Below are 15819 nucleotides of genomic sequence, written 5' to 3'. Positions count from 1 at the left end.
ACTCGATCGTACGCCGCCGGTCCCGCCCGGACCCGGCGGGTGCGACCGCCCCTCAGAACCGGTGCGTCGTGAATTCCGGGGTGGTGGTGGGAATTCCGGACGTCCCGACCGCCTGCTCGAAGGTGACCCGCTCGATGTCGCACTCGGTCACGGGGATTCGGCCGTCGAGAGCAGCGATGACGGCCTCGGTGACGGCGGGGATCACGTCGTCGACGGTGACCTCCCGGCCGAGTTCGCCGGTGAGCGACGCGACTCCGGCGTCGCGGATGCCGCACGGGACGATCGAGTCGAACGCGTCGAGAGCCGAATTGCAGTTGAGTGCGAAGCCGTGCATGGCGACACCACGCTGCACCCGGATGCCGATCGCGGCGATCTTGCGTTCGGGGAGCCAGTGCCCGTCGCGCAACTCGGCGGGGAGCCAGACGCCGGAGCGTCCCTCGACGCGGCCGCAGGTCAGGCCCATGTCGGTACAGACGCGGATCAGACCCTGCTCGATGCGACGCACGTAGCCGACCACGTCGATCGGCTCGGCGAGCTTGACGATGGGGTAGCCGACGAGCTGTCCGGGGCCGTGCCAGGTGATCTTGCCGCCGCGGTCGACATCGATGACGGGCGTGCCGTCGGTGGGGCGGTCGCCGTCCTCGGTGCGGCGCCCGGCCGTGTAGACGGGCGGGTGTTCGAGCAACAGCAGGGTGTCGGCGCCGATGCCGTCGGCGCGCTCGTTCGCGAGTTCGCGCTGCCTCTCCCAGGCCTCGAGATAACCGATGGTTCCGAGACGTGCGACGGCGACGGGAGCCGAATCGGAACGGGCGGAAGACGAGGGATCACTCATGTTCCTGAACTCTACGCCGCACCGCAGGGGGAGGGCACCCGCTGTGGCGCGGACGCCGACGGGGGCATCACCGCAGCGGTGATGCCCCCGTCGGAGGTCGTCCGGACGGACAGTCCGGATCCGGAACCTACAGTCCCAGATCGGCCTCGAACGCGCCCTCCTCGAGACGATGCTTGATCGTCTTGAGGAAGCGGCCCGCGTCGGCACCGTCGATCAGGCGGTGATCGTAGGTCAGCGGCAGGTAGCACATCGAGCGGACGCCGATGGACTCGTTGCCGGTCTCGTCGATCACCACGACCGGACGCTTGACGATCGCGCCGGTTCCGAGCATCGCGGCCTGCGGCGGCACGAGGATCGGGGTGTCGAACAACGCGCCCTGGCTACCGATGTTGGTGATGGTGAAGGTGCCACCGGCCAGCTCGTCGGGCTTGAGACCACCCTTGCGGGCACGCTCGGCGATGTCGGCGATCGCGCGGGCGAGCTCGGCCAGCGACAGGTCGCCGGCGTTGTGGATCACCGGGGAGAGCAGGCCCTGCTCGGTGTCCACCGCGATGCCGAGGTGCTCGGCCGCGTGGTAGGTGATCTCCTTCTTGCCGTCGTCGAAGGAGGCGTTGACGTTCGGGTGCGCGCGCAGCGCCTCGACGACGGCCTTCGCGAAGAACGGCAGGAAGGTGAGGTTGACGCCCTCGCGCTCGGAGAACGTCTTCTTCGCCTGGGCCCGCAGCTGGGCGATCTTGGTGACGTCGACCTCGAAGGTCTGGGTGAGCTGCGCGGTGGTCTGCAGCGACTCGAGGGTCTTCTTCGCCGTGATCTGGCGGATGCGGTTGACCTTCTGGGTCGTTCCGCGCAGCTTGGCGAGCTCGGGACGCACACCCGGAGCCGGACCGGCCGGAGCGGCGGGCTTCTGCTGCTCGCCACCGGCGGCCTTGCCACTCTCGGCGGCAGCGAGGACGTCCTGCTTGCGGATGCGGCCACCGACACCGGTGCCCTTCACCGTCGACAGGTCGACACCGTGCTGCGAGGCGAGCTTGCGCACGAGCGGGGTGACGTACGGGGTCGCACCGCTCGGGGTGGACTCCTCCTGAGGCGCGGGCTTCGGCGTCGTCGCCGCGGTCCCGACCGGCTTCGGTGCGGGAGCCGGGGTGGCCTGCTCCACCTTCGGGGCCTGCTGCTGGGTGGCGGGCTTCTGCGCCGGAGCCTCCTGCTTGGGAGCTTCCTGCTTCGGAGCCTCCTGCTTCGGAGCCTCCTGCTTCGGCGCGGGCTTCTCCTCGGCCGGAGCGGACTGCTGGGCCGGGGCCTCGCTGCCGATGACGGCGAGCTGTCCGCCGACCTCGACGGTCTCGTCCTCCTGCGCGGAGATCTCGGTGAGGATGCCGGCGACGGGGGACGGGATCTCGGTGTCGACCTTGTCGGTGGAGACCTCGAGGAGCGGCTCGTCCACGGCGACCTCGTCACCGACGGCCTTGAGCCACCGGGTGACGGTGCCTTCGGTGACCGACTCGCCCAGTGCCGGCATGGTGACCGGGGTGCCCTCGCCGCTACCACCCGAGGATGCGGGCTGTGCGGGCTCGGACGGCGCCGGAGCGGTCTCCTCGGACGGCTCGGTGGTGGGCTCGGTTGCCGGCGCCTCTTCGGCGGGCGCGGACTGCTCGGCGGGGGCGCCACCGCCGATGACGGCGAGCTGTCCGCCGACCTCGACGGTCTCGTCCTCCTGCGCGGAGATCTCGGTGAGGATGCCGGCGACCGGGGAGGGGATCTCGGTGTCGACCTTGTCGGTGGAGACCTCGAGGAGCGGCTCGTCCACGGCGACCTCGTCGCCGACGGCCTTGAGCCAGCGGGTGACGGTGCCTTCGGTGACCGACTCGCCCAGTGCCGGCATGGTGACCGGGGTGCCTTCGCCGCTGCCACCCGAGGATGCGGGCTGCGCGGGAGCGGACTCCGCTGCGGGCTCCTCCGCGGGAGCCTCCTCGGCCGGCGCCTCTTCGGCGGCGGGTGCGGAATCTCCGCCGGCTTCCTCACCGGCGTCACCGATCACGGCCAGTTCGCCACCGATCTCGACCGTGTCGTCCTCCTGGGCGACGATCTTGACCAGCACGCCGGCTGCAGGCGACGGGATCTCGGTGTCGACCTTGTCCGTGGAGACTTCGAGCAGGGGCTCGTCGACTTCGACCGTGTCTCCTTCCTGCTTGAGCCATCGCGTGACAGTTCCCTCGGTGACGCTCTCACCAAGCGCTGGCATCTGGACGGAGAAGGCCATGTCTGTTGACTCCTCGACGGTTGTGTTCGTGTGTGTTGAGTTGTACCGACTCGTGGTCGCCGACCATTGTGTGGTCGTTGACCATTGTGCGCGGGGCGGGAACCCCGTGCCTGCTGGTTCACGTGTTCGGTCGGGCCGATACCGGCGGGGCATGGCCCCTCCCATCCTTGCACCTATCTTTCGGTGATGTTCGGGGAGGGGCGGATCACCTCACACCGTGGGTTCCGCTGTTGCCGATCACACCGGTCCTCTCCCTTGCCCGGGCGGGCCCGTAGGCGAGAGGACCGGTGCGGGAGATCATCCGTTGGCGGCGACGTCCTCGATCACGGCGAGCATCGTGCGCACGGGCACGCCGGTGCCGCCCTTGCCGACGTAACCGAACGGTCCGCCGGTGTTGAAGGCCGGGCCGGCGACGTCGATGTGCGCCCACTGCACACCCTCGGCGACGAACTCCTTCAGGAAGATGCCGGCCGTGAGCATGCCGCCCCACCGGTGCGGGGAGACGTTCGCGAGGTCGGCGACGCGGGACTCGAGATCACCGCGCAGTTCCTTCGGGAAGGGCATCGCCCAGCCGTTCTCGCCGACCTCCTGGGACAGCGCGGCCACGCGGTCGCGGAACTCGTCGTGACCCATGACGCCCGGCGTCCGGGTGCCGAGGGCGACCATCTGCGCGCCGGTGAGGGTCGCGGTGTCGATGAGGTAGTCGGGATCGTCCTCGCACGCACGCACGATGGCGTCGGCGAGGATCAGGCGACCCTCGGCGTCGGTGTTGATGACCTCGACGGTGGTGCCGCCGTACTGGGTCAGCACGTCGCCCGGACGCTGCGCGGTCGACGACGGCATGTTCTCGGCCATCGGCACGGTCGCGGTGACGTCGGCGGCGACACCGAGCTTCGCGGCGAGCACGACGGTCGCGACGACCGCGGCGGCGCCGGCCATGTCGGAGGTCATCGCCTCCATGCCGGCGGCGGGCTTGATGGAGATGCCGCCGGTGTCGAAGGTGATGCCCTTGCCCACGAGCGCGACCTTCGGGGCCTTGCGCTTCTTCGACGAGTAGGACAGACGGACGAGGCGCGGGGGACGCGACGAGCCCTTGCCGACGCCGACGATGCCGCCGAAGCCCTTCTTCTCGAGCGCCTTCTCGTCGAGGATCTCGACCTTCAGGCCGGCGGCCTCACCGAGTGCCTTCGCGCGCTCGGCGAACTCGGCCGGGAACAGGTGGCTCGGCGGGGTGTTCACGAACTCGCGGGCCGTCGCGACGGCCTCGGCGATCGCGACGGAGCGGGTGAGCGCCGCTTTCGCCGCGCGGTCGCGGGTCGACGGCACGAGCAGCTCCACCCGCGCGACCGGCCGTGCGTCCTCCTTGGGGGCGGACTTCTCCGACCGGAACTCGGTGTAGGTGTAGGCGCCGAGCGCGAAGCCCTCCGCCGCGGCCCCGAGGTCGACGGCGGACAGTGTGGTCGCGACCGTCTCCACACCCGTCAGTGCGCGTGCCGCGGTCCCGGCGGAGCGGCGGACCTGCTCGGCGTCGATCTTGTCGGCGTCGCCGAGACCGACGGCGAGCACGCTCGCCACGGGCAGGGAGGCAGGGGCCGGCACGCGGGTGAGTTCCTCGCCGCGGCCCTTCGCGCCCACGGCGACCAGGGAGTCGAGCAGTTCGCCGAGTACCGCCTCGTCGATCGGGGCGTCGCCCGCGAGGATCTCCGGGGTGCCGTCGGACGAGGTCACGCCGATCACCAGGACATCGGCTCGTTTGGAAACCGAACCGGCGAGAACGAGTTCGGGAAGATCGGGAGTGGGTGCACTCACAGGGCATCTCCTTGGAGCTTGGTCGGGAACGAGCGAGTCGTTCTCTTGCGGCGTCGTTCGGTGCGAGGGGAATCGCCTCGATGCCATCGACCCTAATGACAACGACGCCCGGCGTCGCTGTCGGACACGGTGGCGGTGGGATAGCGTCGTACGCCATGAGCGACGAGGAACTGAAGCAGGGCCCCATCCACACCGTGCACGTCGAACTCGGTGCGACCTTCGCTCCGTTCGGCGGCTGGGAGATGCCGGTCTCCTACGCCGGGACGGTCGCCGAGCACACGGCCGTGCGCGAGAACGTGGGACTGTTCGACGTCAGCCACCTGGGCAAGGCGCTCGTCGCCGGACCGGGTGCGGCCGAGTTCCTCGACACCACGCTCAGCAACGACCTCACCCGCATCGGTCCCGGCAAGGCGCAGTACACGCTGTGCTGCACCGAGAACGGCGGTGTCGTCGACGACCTGATCGTCTACCACGTCTCCGACGACGAACTCTTCCTCGTTCCGAACGCGGCCAACACCGCGGCGGTCGTCGAGGCGCTGTCCGCCGCGGCGCCGGCGGACGTCACAGTGACGAACCAGCATCGCGACCACGCGGTGTTCGCCGTCCAGGGGCCGAAGTCCGTCGAGGTCCTCGAGGCGCTCGGCCTGCCCACCGACATCGCCTACATGGGCTTCGCCGACGCCGAGTACGAGGGTGCTCCGGTGCGCGTGTGCCGTAGCGGGTACACCGGTGAACGCGGCTACGAGGTGCTGCCGCGCTGGGACGACGCCGAACGCGTCTTCCGTGCCCTGCTCGACGCCGTCCGCGCCCAGGGTGGTCAGGCCGCCGGTCTCGGCGCCCGCGACACCCTGCGCACCGAGATGGGCTACGCGCTGCACGGGCACGAACTCTCGGTCGACATCTCCCCGCTCGAGGCGCGGGTCGGCTGGGCCGTGGGCTGGAAGAAGCCGCAGTTCTGGGGTCGCGACGCCCTGCTCCGCGAGAAGGAGACGGGCCCGGCGCGGAAACTGTGGGGCCTGCGGGCACTCGACCGCGGCGTCCTGCGTCAGGATCTGACCGTGCGTCGCGACGGCGACGAGGTCGGGCGGACCACCTCGGGCACCTTCTCTCCGACCCTCAAGATCGGTATCGCCCTCGCGCTGCTCGACACCTCCGCCGGACTCGAACCGGGCGACGAAGTGACCGTGGATGTGCGCGGACGATCGCTGCGTGCCGAAGTGGTGGCTCCGCCGTTCGTCGAGGACCACACCAGATAATGGTTTTGCGGGCGGTTGTACCATTGTCCTCCATGACAGGTGTCCTCGAATTCGCCCGCGTCCAGCATCCTTCACCGAGCTCTGCGGAGCGGCGACAGGAGATTCTGTCGAATCCCGGATTCGGGCAGCACTTCACCGATCACATGGTGTCGATCACCTACACCGACGGAATCGGCTGGCACGACGCGAAAGTCGAGCCGTACGCGCCGATCCCGCTCGACCCGGCCGCGATGGTCCTGCACTACGGGCAGGCGATCTTCGAGGGTCTCAAGGCCTACCGCCAGGCCGACGGCAGCATCGCGTCGTTCCGCGTGAACGCCAATGCCGCGCGCATGAACCGGTCCGCGGAGCGGCTCGCGATGCCGTACCTGCCGCCGGAGCTGTTCGTGAAGGCGATCACCGAGTTGGTCGAGGTCGACGACGAGTGGGTTCCCGCCGCCGGCGGTGAGGATTCTCTCTACCTGCGTCCGTTCGCGTTCGCGACCGAGCCGGCTCTCGGCGTGCGGCCCGCGAAGGAGTACAAGTTCCTCGTCATCGCGTCCCCGGCGGGTGCCTACTTCCCGCGCGGCGTGAAGCCCGTCAACGTGTGGCTCTCCCGCGAGTACGTGCGCGCCTCCCCGGGCGGCACCGGTGCCGCGAAGTTCGCCGGCAACTACGCGGCCTCGCTCGTCGCGCAGGCGCACGCTGCCGAGCAGGGCTGCGATCAGGTGGTCTGGCTCGACGCGATCGAGCGCAAGTACGTCGAGGAGATGGGCGGCATGAACCTGTACTTCGTGTACGGGTCCGGTGCCGATGCGCGCCTCGTCACGCCGGAACTGTCCGGCTCGCTGCTCCCCGGCATCACCCGCGACTCGCTGCTCACCCTCGCCAAGGACTCCGGTCTCGCGGTCGAGGAGCGTCGCATCAGCACCGACGAGTGGCGTGAGAAGGCCGGCAGCGGTGAGATCACCGAGGTGTTCGCGTGCGGTACCGCCGCGGTCATCACGCCGGTCGGCAGCGTCAAGGACAAGGACGGCGAGTTCACCATCGCCGACGGCGAGCCCGGCCCCATCACGATGGCCCTGCGCGACACCCTGACGGGCATCCAGCGCGGTACCTTCGCCGACACCCACGGATGGATGACGACGCTGCGCAAGTGACGTAGCCACGAACGACGCGAGGGGTGCTGCCGGATTCCGGCGGCACCCCTCGTCGTTTCGGGGGGAGCGCGATCTATTCGGGGGGAGCGCGATCTAGAGGAGGCTCGCCGCTGCGACTGCGACGGCGGCGACCGTGCCCTCGGTGACCGCGCCGAGCACGTCGCCGTTCGTGCCGCCGAACCGCGCGGCGCAGTGACGGGCGAAGAGCACCGCGACGACCAGCACCACCGTGACGACGACCGGTCCCGCCCAGACGGGACCGGGCAGGCACACGAGCGACAGTGCCACCGCGGCCACCGTCCACACCGCGATCGGCACGACGCCCTGCGTCCCTGCCACGAGTGCGCCGAAGCCGCTGCCGGGTGCGGCCGCTACGCCGCGCCGGCACGCGACGACCACGGCGACACGTCCCGAGAAGACCGCGAACGCGACCGCCCACCACGCGTCGGTGTCGGCGAGCGCGCCGAACGAGGCGGCCTGCAGACCGAGGACGACGACGAGCGCCGCGACACCGAAGGGACCGGCGCCGCCGCTGTGCATCACCTCGCGCGCCCGCTCGGGCGGGCCGTAGCAACCGAGACCGTCGGCGGTGTCGCTCAGCCCGTCGACGTGCATTCCCCGGGTGCCGACCGCCAACACCCCGACACACACCAGGCCCGTCACCAGTGGTGGCGTCTCGACGGCGGAACCGACCAGGCAGACGGCCGTGGCCGCGGCGGCGAGTACGGCACCGGCGATCGGCGCCGCGGAGATCGCACGTCCGGCGACCGTCCGGTCGATCTCCGACGGGCCTCGCGCGGGCAGCACCGTCAACCATGACAGGGCCAGCGCGACCCCGCCGAGCCAGGCGCGGATCATCAGTCGGCGGTCGCCGGGGTGCTCTCGTCGCGGGTGCTCACGCCCGCTTCGGAGAAGGTGGCCATCTGCGCGAGGATCGCGACCGCACCCTGCAGCACCGGCAGCGCCGTCACGGCTCCCGAGCCTTCGCCGAGGCGCATACCGAGGTCGACGATCGGCTCGAGCCGGAGGTGGCGCAACGCGATGGTGTGGGCGGGTTCGGCCGACCGGTGACCGGATATCCACCAGCGGGCCGCGCCGGGTGCGAGTTCCTCGGCGACCATCGCGGCGGCGGTGACGACGACCCCGTCGAGGATCACCGGCGTCCGGCGGACCGCGGCCTGTGCGAGGAAGCCCGCCATCGCCGCGAAGTCCGCGCCACCGGCGGTGCGCAGCAACGCGACGGGATTGCGCACGTGGGGCCGTGCCCGCCACATGGCGTCGCGGATCGCGGTGACCTTGCGCATCCACCCCGCGTCGTCGACGCCGGTGCCGCGGCCGACCGCGGCCACGGGTTCGGTGGAGGTGAGGGTGGCGATGAGAACGGTTGCAGGAGTGGTGTTCCCGATCCCCATATCGCCCGCGACGAGCAGATCCGCGCCTTCGTCGACCTCGCGGTCGGCGAGCGCACGGCCGGCCGCGATCGCGCGGACCGTCTCGTCGTGCGTCAGTGCGTCCTCGCGGTCGATGCTGCCGCTCGAACGCCGGATCTTGAACTCGGACACCTCGGGGGAGGTGTCGCTCTCGACGGCCATGTCGACGACTCGCACGCTCGCTCCCGCGGCGGCGGCGAGCACGTTCACGGCGGCGCCTCCCGCGGACAGGTTCGCGACCATCTGCGCGGTGACCTCCGGCGGGTAGGCCGAGACCCCGTTGCGCGCGACGCCGTGATCGCCTGCGAAGACCACGACCCGCGGCCGGCGGAAGGCATGGGGTGGGACCTCGCCCTGGCAGGCGGCGACCCAGCACCCGAGTTCCTCGAGCCGTCCGAGTGAACCGGCGGGCTTCGTCAGATCCCGCTGGCGTTCCTCGGCGGCGACGCGTGCTTCGAGATCGGGTAGGTCGACGCGCGGGAACTCGACGTCGGCGGGGGAATCGGAACCGCTGGTCACAGGTCACCTCTCGGACGGATCTTCACGCGAGAACGCTATCAATCGCCCGGTCTGGCAGAAATCCGACGTTGTGCGTCATTGCTGCCACTGTCGGGCGAACGAGTTCGGTCGGAGGATCGAAGCATGATCGAACTCACAGTCACCGTCGTGGTTCTGTCCACCCTGGTCGTCGGTCTCGAGGTGCTCCGCCGGCGGACCGCTCCCGCGCCGGCCTGGGTCCGGCGCGCACCCTGGCGGTTCCACTGGGAACGCCCCGCACGGACGACTCGGCCGCGGCACCGCATGTCGCAGGACATGCAGGCCGCGGCCGAGATCCGGCGGCTACCGCCGGTCGTGTGCGGTGCGCCTCACAACTGAGGTCGCTGGAAGGTCAGACGGCGTCGCCCGGGCCGACCCGGGGGAGCGGGGCACGCAGCTTCTTGATCTGGGAGGCGCGCACGAAGGCGTACCAGCCGAGCCCGAAGCCGCCGTCCGTCGAATCCGGGAAGCGCTCACGCGCCTTCTTGTTGACCATGCGCCCGAGGTAGATGCCCTCGATGATCATCAGGAACATCATCACGAACATCGCGAGCGTGACGTACTGCTGCACCACCGGTCCGAGGAACATCGACATGATGAGCACGAGCGCGAGCGGCATGAACAGACCGACGAGATTGCGCCGGCTGTCGACGATGTCGCGCACATAGGCGCGCACCGGGCCGCGGTCGCGGGGGAGCAGGTACTTCTCCTCACCCGCGAGCATCCGGTTGCGGCGCTCGGACGCGTCGGCGCGACGCTGCGCGGCGGCCGCCTTGCGTTCCTCCTTGCTCTGCGACTTGCGCGCGGCCTTGCGGCGCTCGCGTGCTTCCTTCGCAGTCAGGGGAGCAGGAGCGACGGGACCGCGACGACGGTTCTCGGCGTCGCGCCGCTTCGGCGTCGGACGCCCCTTACCGGTCGTCGTCTTCGCGGACGCGGAATCGTCGGGAGTCGCGGCCGGGGAGTCCTCGGTCGCAGGAACCTGGTGATCGGCGGAGTCGTCGGAACCACCGCGGCGTAGCAACTTCACACCACCAGGCTATGGGATAGTGGAGAGAAGCGGGAAATTCCGCACGCCATACCACGCTCGGCGCAACTCGTCCACGAGGAATAGATTCCGGCGCGGTACCGTTGAACCATCGGGTTTCGACACGAACGACAGGGAGCGCCCATGACTGTGCAGCAAGAGACTGATACTCACGGCGTCATCCTGACCGAGGCCGCCGCTGCGAAGGCGAAGGCACTGCTCGATCAGGAGGGCCGTGACGACCTCGCACTGCGTATCGCCGTGCAGCCCGGAGGCTGTGCCGGTCTGCGGTACCAGCTGTTCTTCGACGACCGCACGCTGGACGGAGACCTCACGAAGGAATTCGCCGGTGTGACGCTCGCCGTCGACCGGATGAGCGCGCCGTACGTCGAGGGTGCGTCGATCGACTTCGTCGACACCATCGAGAAGCAGGGCTTCACCATCGACAACCCGAATGCCACGGGGTCGTGCGCCTGCGGCGACTCGTTCAACTGAGCTGAGGACGCACTTCGGAACCCCGGCGCTTCACGGCGCCGGGGTTCCGTCGTTTCCGCGGTAGTACCGTGGGACCGCTACGGCTCTCCGTGTGAGCAGCCACACCATCGACATCCGCGGAAAGGCTCAGCCACGTGACCATCGCCGTGACCGGCTCCATCGCCACCGACCACCTCATGCGCTTCCCCGGCCGGTTCGCCGAGCAGCTGCTCGCCGACCAGCTCGCGCACATCTCCTTGAGCTTCCTCGTCGACGACCTCGTCGTCCGGCGCGGCGGAGTGGGCGGCAACATCGCCTTCGCGATGGGTGTCCTGGGCGGAACGCCGGTACTCGTCGGCGCCGTCGGTGCCGACTTCACCGAGTACCGCACGTGGCTCGAGGACCACGGCGTCGACTGCTCGTCGGTGCGGATCTCCCAGACCGCCCACACCGCCCGCTTCGTGTGCACCACCGACCTGGACATGGCGCAGATCGCCTCGTTCTACCCCGGTGCGATGTCCGAGGCCCGCGAGATCTCCATCGGCGACGTGGTGAACAAGCACGGCGTCGACCTCGTGCTCGTGGGCGCCAACGACCCCGACGCGATGATCCGGCACACCGAGGAGTGCCGCCGGCTCGGCGTCCCGTTCGTCGCCGATCCGTCCCAGCAGCTCGCCCGCCTGGACGGACAGCAGACCGAGCAGCTCATCGACGGCGCCGAATACCTGTTCACCAACGAGTACGAGTGGGGTCTGCTGCTGCAGAAGACCGGTCTCAGCGAGGACGAGGTGCAGGCGAAGGTCGGCATGCGCATCACCACCCTCGGCGGCGACGGCGCGAAGATCGTCGACCGCGACGGCAACCAGGTGCAGGTCGGTGTGGTTCCCGAGCGCGCCAAGGTCGACCCCACCGGTGTGGGCGACGCCTTCCGCGCCGGCTTCCTGCTCGGCCACCGCTCCGGTCTGAGCATCGAACGGGCCGCGCAGCTGGGCTCGCTGGTCGCGGTGCACGTCCTCGAGACCACCGGCACCCAGGAATGGACCTTCGACCGCACCGATGCCCTCAAGCGTCTCGCCGACGCCTACGGCACCGCGGCAGCCGACGAGATCGGCGCGGTCCTCGGCGCCTGATCGCCGGCCCCGGAACGACGAACGGCCGCGAGCACCCGGTAGGGGAGCTCGCGGCCGTGTCTCGTCGTGACCGTCAGATCTCGACCGGGTAGGCCGGCTCCTGGATCTGCGGCACGATGCGCTTCTCCACGAAGATGCCGTGCCAGATCATGAAGCACAGCACCGTCCACAAGCGGCGGCTGTGATCGATCGGGCCGGTGCGGTGCTCGTCGAGCATCTTCGCCACCGCGGCCTTGTCGAGCAGGTGGTCGGTCTGCGACTCGGCGATCACCTCGTGCGCCCAGTCGAACAGCTCCGTGCCGGCCAGCCAGTGCCGCAACGGCACCGGGAAGCCCAGCTTCGCGCGGTGCAGCACGTGCGGCGGGACGATGCCCTCCAACGCCTGCCGCAGCGCGTACTTGGTCGTCTGTTTGGTGATCTTCTGCTCCAGCGGAACCTGCGACGCCACCCGGAACACCTCGGAGTCCAGGAACGGCACGCGCAGCTCGAGCGAGTTCGCCATCGTCATCTTGTCGGCCTTGACGAGGATGTCGCCGCGCAGCCACGTGAACAGGTCGAGATGTTGCATCCGCGCCACCGGATCCCAGCCCGCCGACTGCGCGTAGATCGGCGCGGTGACGTCCTGATGCGTCCACTCCGGACGGAAGTCGCGCAGCACCGAGCGCAGCTGCGCGTCGTTGAAGCTGCGGGCGTTGCCGTAGTAGCGCTCCTCGAGCGTCATCGAGCCACGGTGCAGCAGGCTCTTGCCGCGCGTGCCCTCCGGGATCCGCTCCGACAGCTTTCCGGCGGCCCGCCGCAGCGCCGGCGGCAGGAACTCGAACGGACGCAGCGACAGCGGCTCGCGGTAGATCGTGTAACCGCCGAACAGCTCGTCGGCACCCTCACCGGACAGCACGACCTTGACGTGCTTGCGCGCCTCGCGGGCGATGAACCACAGCGGCACGAGCGCCGGATCGGCCACCGGATCGTCGAGGTACCAGATGATCTCCGGGATGGCCGCGGCGAACTCGCTGGGGGAGACCACCCGCACCACGTGCCGGGCACCGATCGCGGCGGCCGACTCCGCGGCGACGTCGACCTCGGAGTAGCCCTCCCGCTCGAAACCGGCGGTGAAGGTGATGAGCTTCGGGTTGTGGCGCATCGCCAGCGCGGCGATGGCCGTGGAGTCGATGCCACCGGAGAGGAACGACCCGACGGTCACGTCGGCGCGCATGTGCTTGGCCACCGAGTCCTCGAGGGCCTCGGCGATCTCGCGATAGCGATCCTGCTCGCGGCCGGCCGCGAACGGCCGGACCGGGAAGGTGGGGTGGAAGTAGCGCGTGATCTCGGGCTCGGCGCCGGGCGTGATGCGCGCGTAGCAGCCCGATTCGAGGCGGCGGATCCGCCGGTGCAGCGTCTCGGGCTCGGGAACGTACTGCAGCACCGTGTAGTGCTCGATCGCACGGGGATCGAGCTCGGTGTCGATGCCGATCACGTCGGCGAGCTCGAGCAGGCTCTTCTTCTCGCTGCCGAAGGCCGTACCGCCGGTACCGGTCGCGAGGAACAGCGGCTTGATGCCGAACTGGTCGCGGGCGACGAACAGCTCGCGGGTGTGCGTGTCCCAGATCGCGAAGGCGAACATGCCCCGCAGGCGCTGGACGGCGCGCACGCCCCAGTGGTGGTAGGCCGCGACGATCGCCTCGCTGTCGCCCTCGGTCGCGAAGGAGGTGCCGAAGGTCTCGGTGAGTTCCTTGCGCAGTTCGAGATAGTTGTAGATCTCACCGTTGAAGGTCAGCGCGTAGCGGTCGGGCTGCTCCGGCGGGCCCCAGCGCAGCGGCTGATGCGAGTGCGCGATGTCGATGATCGACAACCGGTTGAATCCGAAGACGAGGTCGGCGTCGTGCCAGGTGCCGTGCTCGTCGGGGCCGCGATGGCGCAGGCAGTGCATCGCGGAGTCCACCTTCGCGACGGCGTCGTCGCTGGTGCCGTCAGTGGTCAGAAACCCGAGCAATCCGCACACGCGTGGGTTACCTCATTCCGGTCGGGGGTGTCGCGAAGAACCCCGGTGGGTGCCCAGCGCGGGACACCGCACCGCGCATGACACCGGGAACTACCACTCGGGGTCCGGCGTTCGTTCTACCGAAGTATGCCGCAGACGGTCGACACCGGGCAGCCGCGCCCGGGCGCCACCGATGATCACTCGTCCGACAGGAGAAGACCGACGTCACGAGCCGGGTCTTCCGGTCGAAACGCCCAGTCCGACACTTTCTTCGTGCCCCGGCGATGGATAGCGCCCGGGTTTGGTCTACGCTGCGTAGTAATTGGGCCGGCCCTCCGGGTGTGCCCTAGTGGAATTGCGGCGATCAGGAAGGCGTGAACGTGGCGCAAGGTCGGATCCTTCGGCGGTTCGGGCTCGCAGCATCACTCGGCATTGCAGCCTTGGTGCTGACCGGGTGCTCGAGCGAAGAAATCCTTCGTTTCGGCTGGCCGGAGGGCATCACTCCTCAGGCCGAGCGTATGCGTGAACTGTGGACGTGGTCGGTTGTCGCCGCCCTCGTCATGGGAATTCTCGTGTGGGGACTCACCTTCTGGGTGATCATCGCCTACCGGCGTCGGAAGGACGATCCGGAGTTCCCGCGTCAGACGGCGTACAACGTGCCGCTCGAGCTGGCTTACACCGCGGCGCCGTTCGTCGCCGTCTGTGTTCTCTTCTACTTCACGGTCGTGGTGCAGAACTACGTCCTGGAGAAGGAGGACAACCCGAACGTCGTCGTCGACGTGACGGCATTCCAGTGGAACTGGAAGTTCGGTTACCGGACCATCGATCTGCAGGACGGCACCGCGCGGTACGACGGCACCGACGAGGTCGCCCAGGACGCGGTCGCACTGCAGCCGTACGAGCCGGGCACCGACGGCGAGCACTCGAACGACGAGGGCGGACATGGTGAGGCTCCGGGCCCCATCCACGGTAAGCCCACGGAGGACCTGTCCTACCTCCACTACGACAAGATCGAGACGATCGGCACCAGCGAAGAGATTCCGGTGCTCGTGCTTCCCACCGGCAAGCGCATCGAGTTCCAGCTGGCGTCCTCCGACGTCATCCATTCCTTCTGGGTGCCGGAGTTCCTGTTCAAGCGTGACGTGAACCCGAACCCGATCGAGAACAACTCCGATCCGGTCTTCCAGATCTCCGAGATCGATCGTGAGGGCTCGTTCGTCGGCCGCTGCGCCGAGATGTGCGGCACCTACCACGCGATGATGAACTTCGAGGTCCGCGCGGTCAGCCCGGAGGACTTCGCCCGGTACATCGAGCTCCGCAAGCCGGTCGAGGACGGCGGCGAAGGCCTGTCGAACGCTCGTGCGCTCGAAGCCATCGGCCAGAGCCCGATCGCTACCTCGACGACTCCGTTCAAGACCGACCGCACGGACCGGTCGGCGACCGTCGCCGCAGGCGAGTGACGGCCACCTCCACCGACAAGGACAAGTGCTGATATGAAGATCGAAGCCAAGCTCTTCGAGGTCGTGACGGTGTTCTTCGTGCTCGTCGCCATCGTGTACGGCACGTTCACCGGGCTGTCGGACAAGGGCATCGAATGGGCCGGCCTGACGGCCATCGTCCTCTCCGCCGGACTGACCCTGATCGTCGGAACCTACTTCCGTTTCGTCGCACGTCGTCTCGACACCCGTCCCGAGGACTACGAGGACGCGGAGATCAGCGACGGTGCGGGCGACCTCGGATTCTTCAGTGCGGGTAGCTACTGGCCGATCCTGCTCGCCGGTGCGGCAGCTTTCGCCGCCATCGCGCTGGCCTTCTACCAGCCGTGGATGATCGTCCTCGCGGTCGCACTCATCCTGGCTGCAGCCGCCGGTCTCGTGTTCGAGTACCACATAGGACCCGAGAAGCACTGAGCCGACACTCTCGACGCACACGGGCGCCGCACCTTCGGGTGCG

The 15819-nt window shown here is 69.2% G+C and carries 14 protein-coding genes; 7 read left to right on the top strand and 7 right to left on the bottom strand.

The features are described from left to right. Positions 1-52: 52 nt before the first annotated feature. The 3 genes from lipB to ACPCXD_RS14985 form a co-directional block, all read right to left on the bottom strand. Positions 53-832, bottom strand: a complete 780-nt coding sequence (gene lipB / locus ACPCXD_RS14995; RefSeq protein WP_016694975.1) for a lipoyl(octanoyl) transferase LipB — start codon at positions 830-832, stop codon at positions 53-55. A gap of 127 nt (positions 833-959) precedes the next feature. Continuing rightward, on the bottom strand, positions 960-3089 hold the full coding sequence (gene sucB, locus ACPCXD_RS14990; protein ID WP_423660148.1) for a 2-oxoglutarate dehydrogenase, E2 component, dihydrolipoamide succinyltransferase: 2130 nt from the start codon (positions 3087-3089) through the stop codon (positions 960-962). Between the two features lie 297 nt (positions 3090-3386). Further along, complete coding sequence (locus ACPCXD_RS14985; protein WP_160875714.1) at positions 3387-4898, bottom strand: leucyl aminopeptidase; 1512 nt, start codon at positions 4896-4898, stop codon at positions 3387-3389. A gap of 155 nt (positions 4899-5053) precedes the next feature. Between ACPCXD_RS14985 and gcvT the strand changes: the two genes are divergently transcribed. Further along, entirely contained in the window at positions 5054-6154 is a 1101-nt protein-coding gene (gene gcvT, locus ACPCXD_RS14980) for a glycine cleavage system aminomethyltransferase GcvT (protein WP_088897262.1), read from the top strand. A gap of 32 nt (positions 6155-6186) precedes the next feature. Further along, positions 6187-7293, top strand: coding sequence for a branched-chain amino acid aminotransferase (locus tag ACPCXD_RS14975; RefSeq protein WP_088897263.1), 1107 nt, complete (start codon positions 6187-6189; stop codon positions 7291-7293). 93 nt (positions 7294-7386) lie between these two features. Here ACPCXD_RS14975 and ACPCXD_RS14970 read toward each other — a convergent pair whose 3' ends face one another. After that, entirely contained in the window at positions 7387-8151 is a 765-nt protein-coding gene (locus ACPCXD_RS14970) for an adenosylcobinamide-GDP ribazoletransferase (RefSeq protein WP_229565054.1), read from the bottom strand. Continuing rightward, entirely contained in the window at positions 8151-9242 is a 1092-nt protein-coding gene (gene cobT / locus ACPCXD_RS14965; protein ID WP_229565053.1) for a nicotinate-nucleotide--dimethylbenzimidazole phosphoribosyltransferase, read from the bottom strand. The genes ACPCXD_RS14970 and cobT overlap by 1 nt, the downstream gene beginning before the upstream one ends. Positions 9243-9365: 123 nt before the next feature. Between cobT and ACPCXD_RS14960 the strand changes: the two genes are divergently transcribed. Next, positions 9366-9599, top strand: a complete 234-nt coding sequence (locus tag ACPCXD_RS14960; protein WP_016693857.1) for a hypothetical protein — start codon at positions 9366-9368, stop codon at positions 9597-9599. Between the two features lie 13 nt (positions 9600-9612). On the opposite strand, the gene ACPCXD_RS14955 is transcribed toward ACPCXD_RS14960, so the two are convergent. Next, positions 9613-10287, bottom strand: a complete 675-nt coding sequence (locus tag ACPCXD_RS14955; RefSeq protein WP_088897266.1) for a DUF3043 domain-containing protein — start codon at positions 10285-10287, stop codon at positions 9613-9615. Positions 10288-10428: 141 nt separating this feature from the next. Between ACPCXD_RS14955 and ACPCXD_RS14950 the strand changes: the two genes are divergently transcribed. After that, entirely contained in the window at positions 10429-10779 is a 351-nt protein-coding gene (locus ACPCXD_RS14950) for a HesB/IscA family protein (RefSeq protein WP_006554400.1), read from the top strand. Positions 10780-10913: 134 nt separating this feature from the next. After that, positions 10914-11888, top strand: coding sequence for a carbohydrate kinase family protein (locus ACPCXD_RS14945; protein ID WP_088897267.1), 975 nt, complete (start codon positions 10914-10916; stop codon positions 11886-11888). A gap of 73 nt (positions 11889-11961) precedes the next feature. On the opposite strand, the gene asnB is transcribed toward ACPCXD_RS14945, so the two are convergent. Further along, positions 11962-13887, bottom strand: coding sequence for an asparagine synthase (glutamine-hydrolyzing) (gene asnB, locus ACPCXD_RS14940; RefSeq protein WP_106199390.1), 1926 nt, complete (start codon positions 13885-13887; stop codon positions 11962-11964). A 353-nt stretch (positions 13888-14240) separates the two neighbouring features. On the opposite strand from asnB, the gene ctaC reads away from it, so the two are divergent. Beyond that, positions 14241-15326 (top strand): aa3-type cytochrome oxidase subunit II, encoded by a 1086-nt coding sequence (gene ctaC, locus ACPCXD_RS14935; protein ID WP_106199391.1) that lies wholly within the window; start codon positions 14241-14243, stop codon positions 15324-15326. A 33-nt stretch (positions 15327-15359) separates the two neighbouring features. Then, a complete protein-coding gene (locus ACPCXD_RS14930; protein WP_145691205.1) occupies positions 15360-15776 on the top strand; it encodes a cytochrome c oxidase subunit 4 in 417 nt (138 codons plus the stop codon). Positions 15777-15819: the final 43 nt, after the last annotated feature.

Origin of the sequence: Rhodococcus sp. AB351, assembly GCF_049538275.1 — a bacterium.
Lineage (GTDB): Bacteria > Actinomycetota > Actinomycetes > Mycobacteriales > Mycobacteriaceae > Rhodococcus.
Note: the sequence above shows the minus strand (reverse complement) of the source record. Positions and strands in the feature narration are given on the sequence as shown.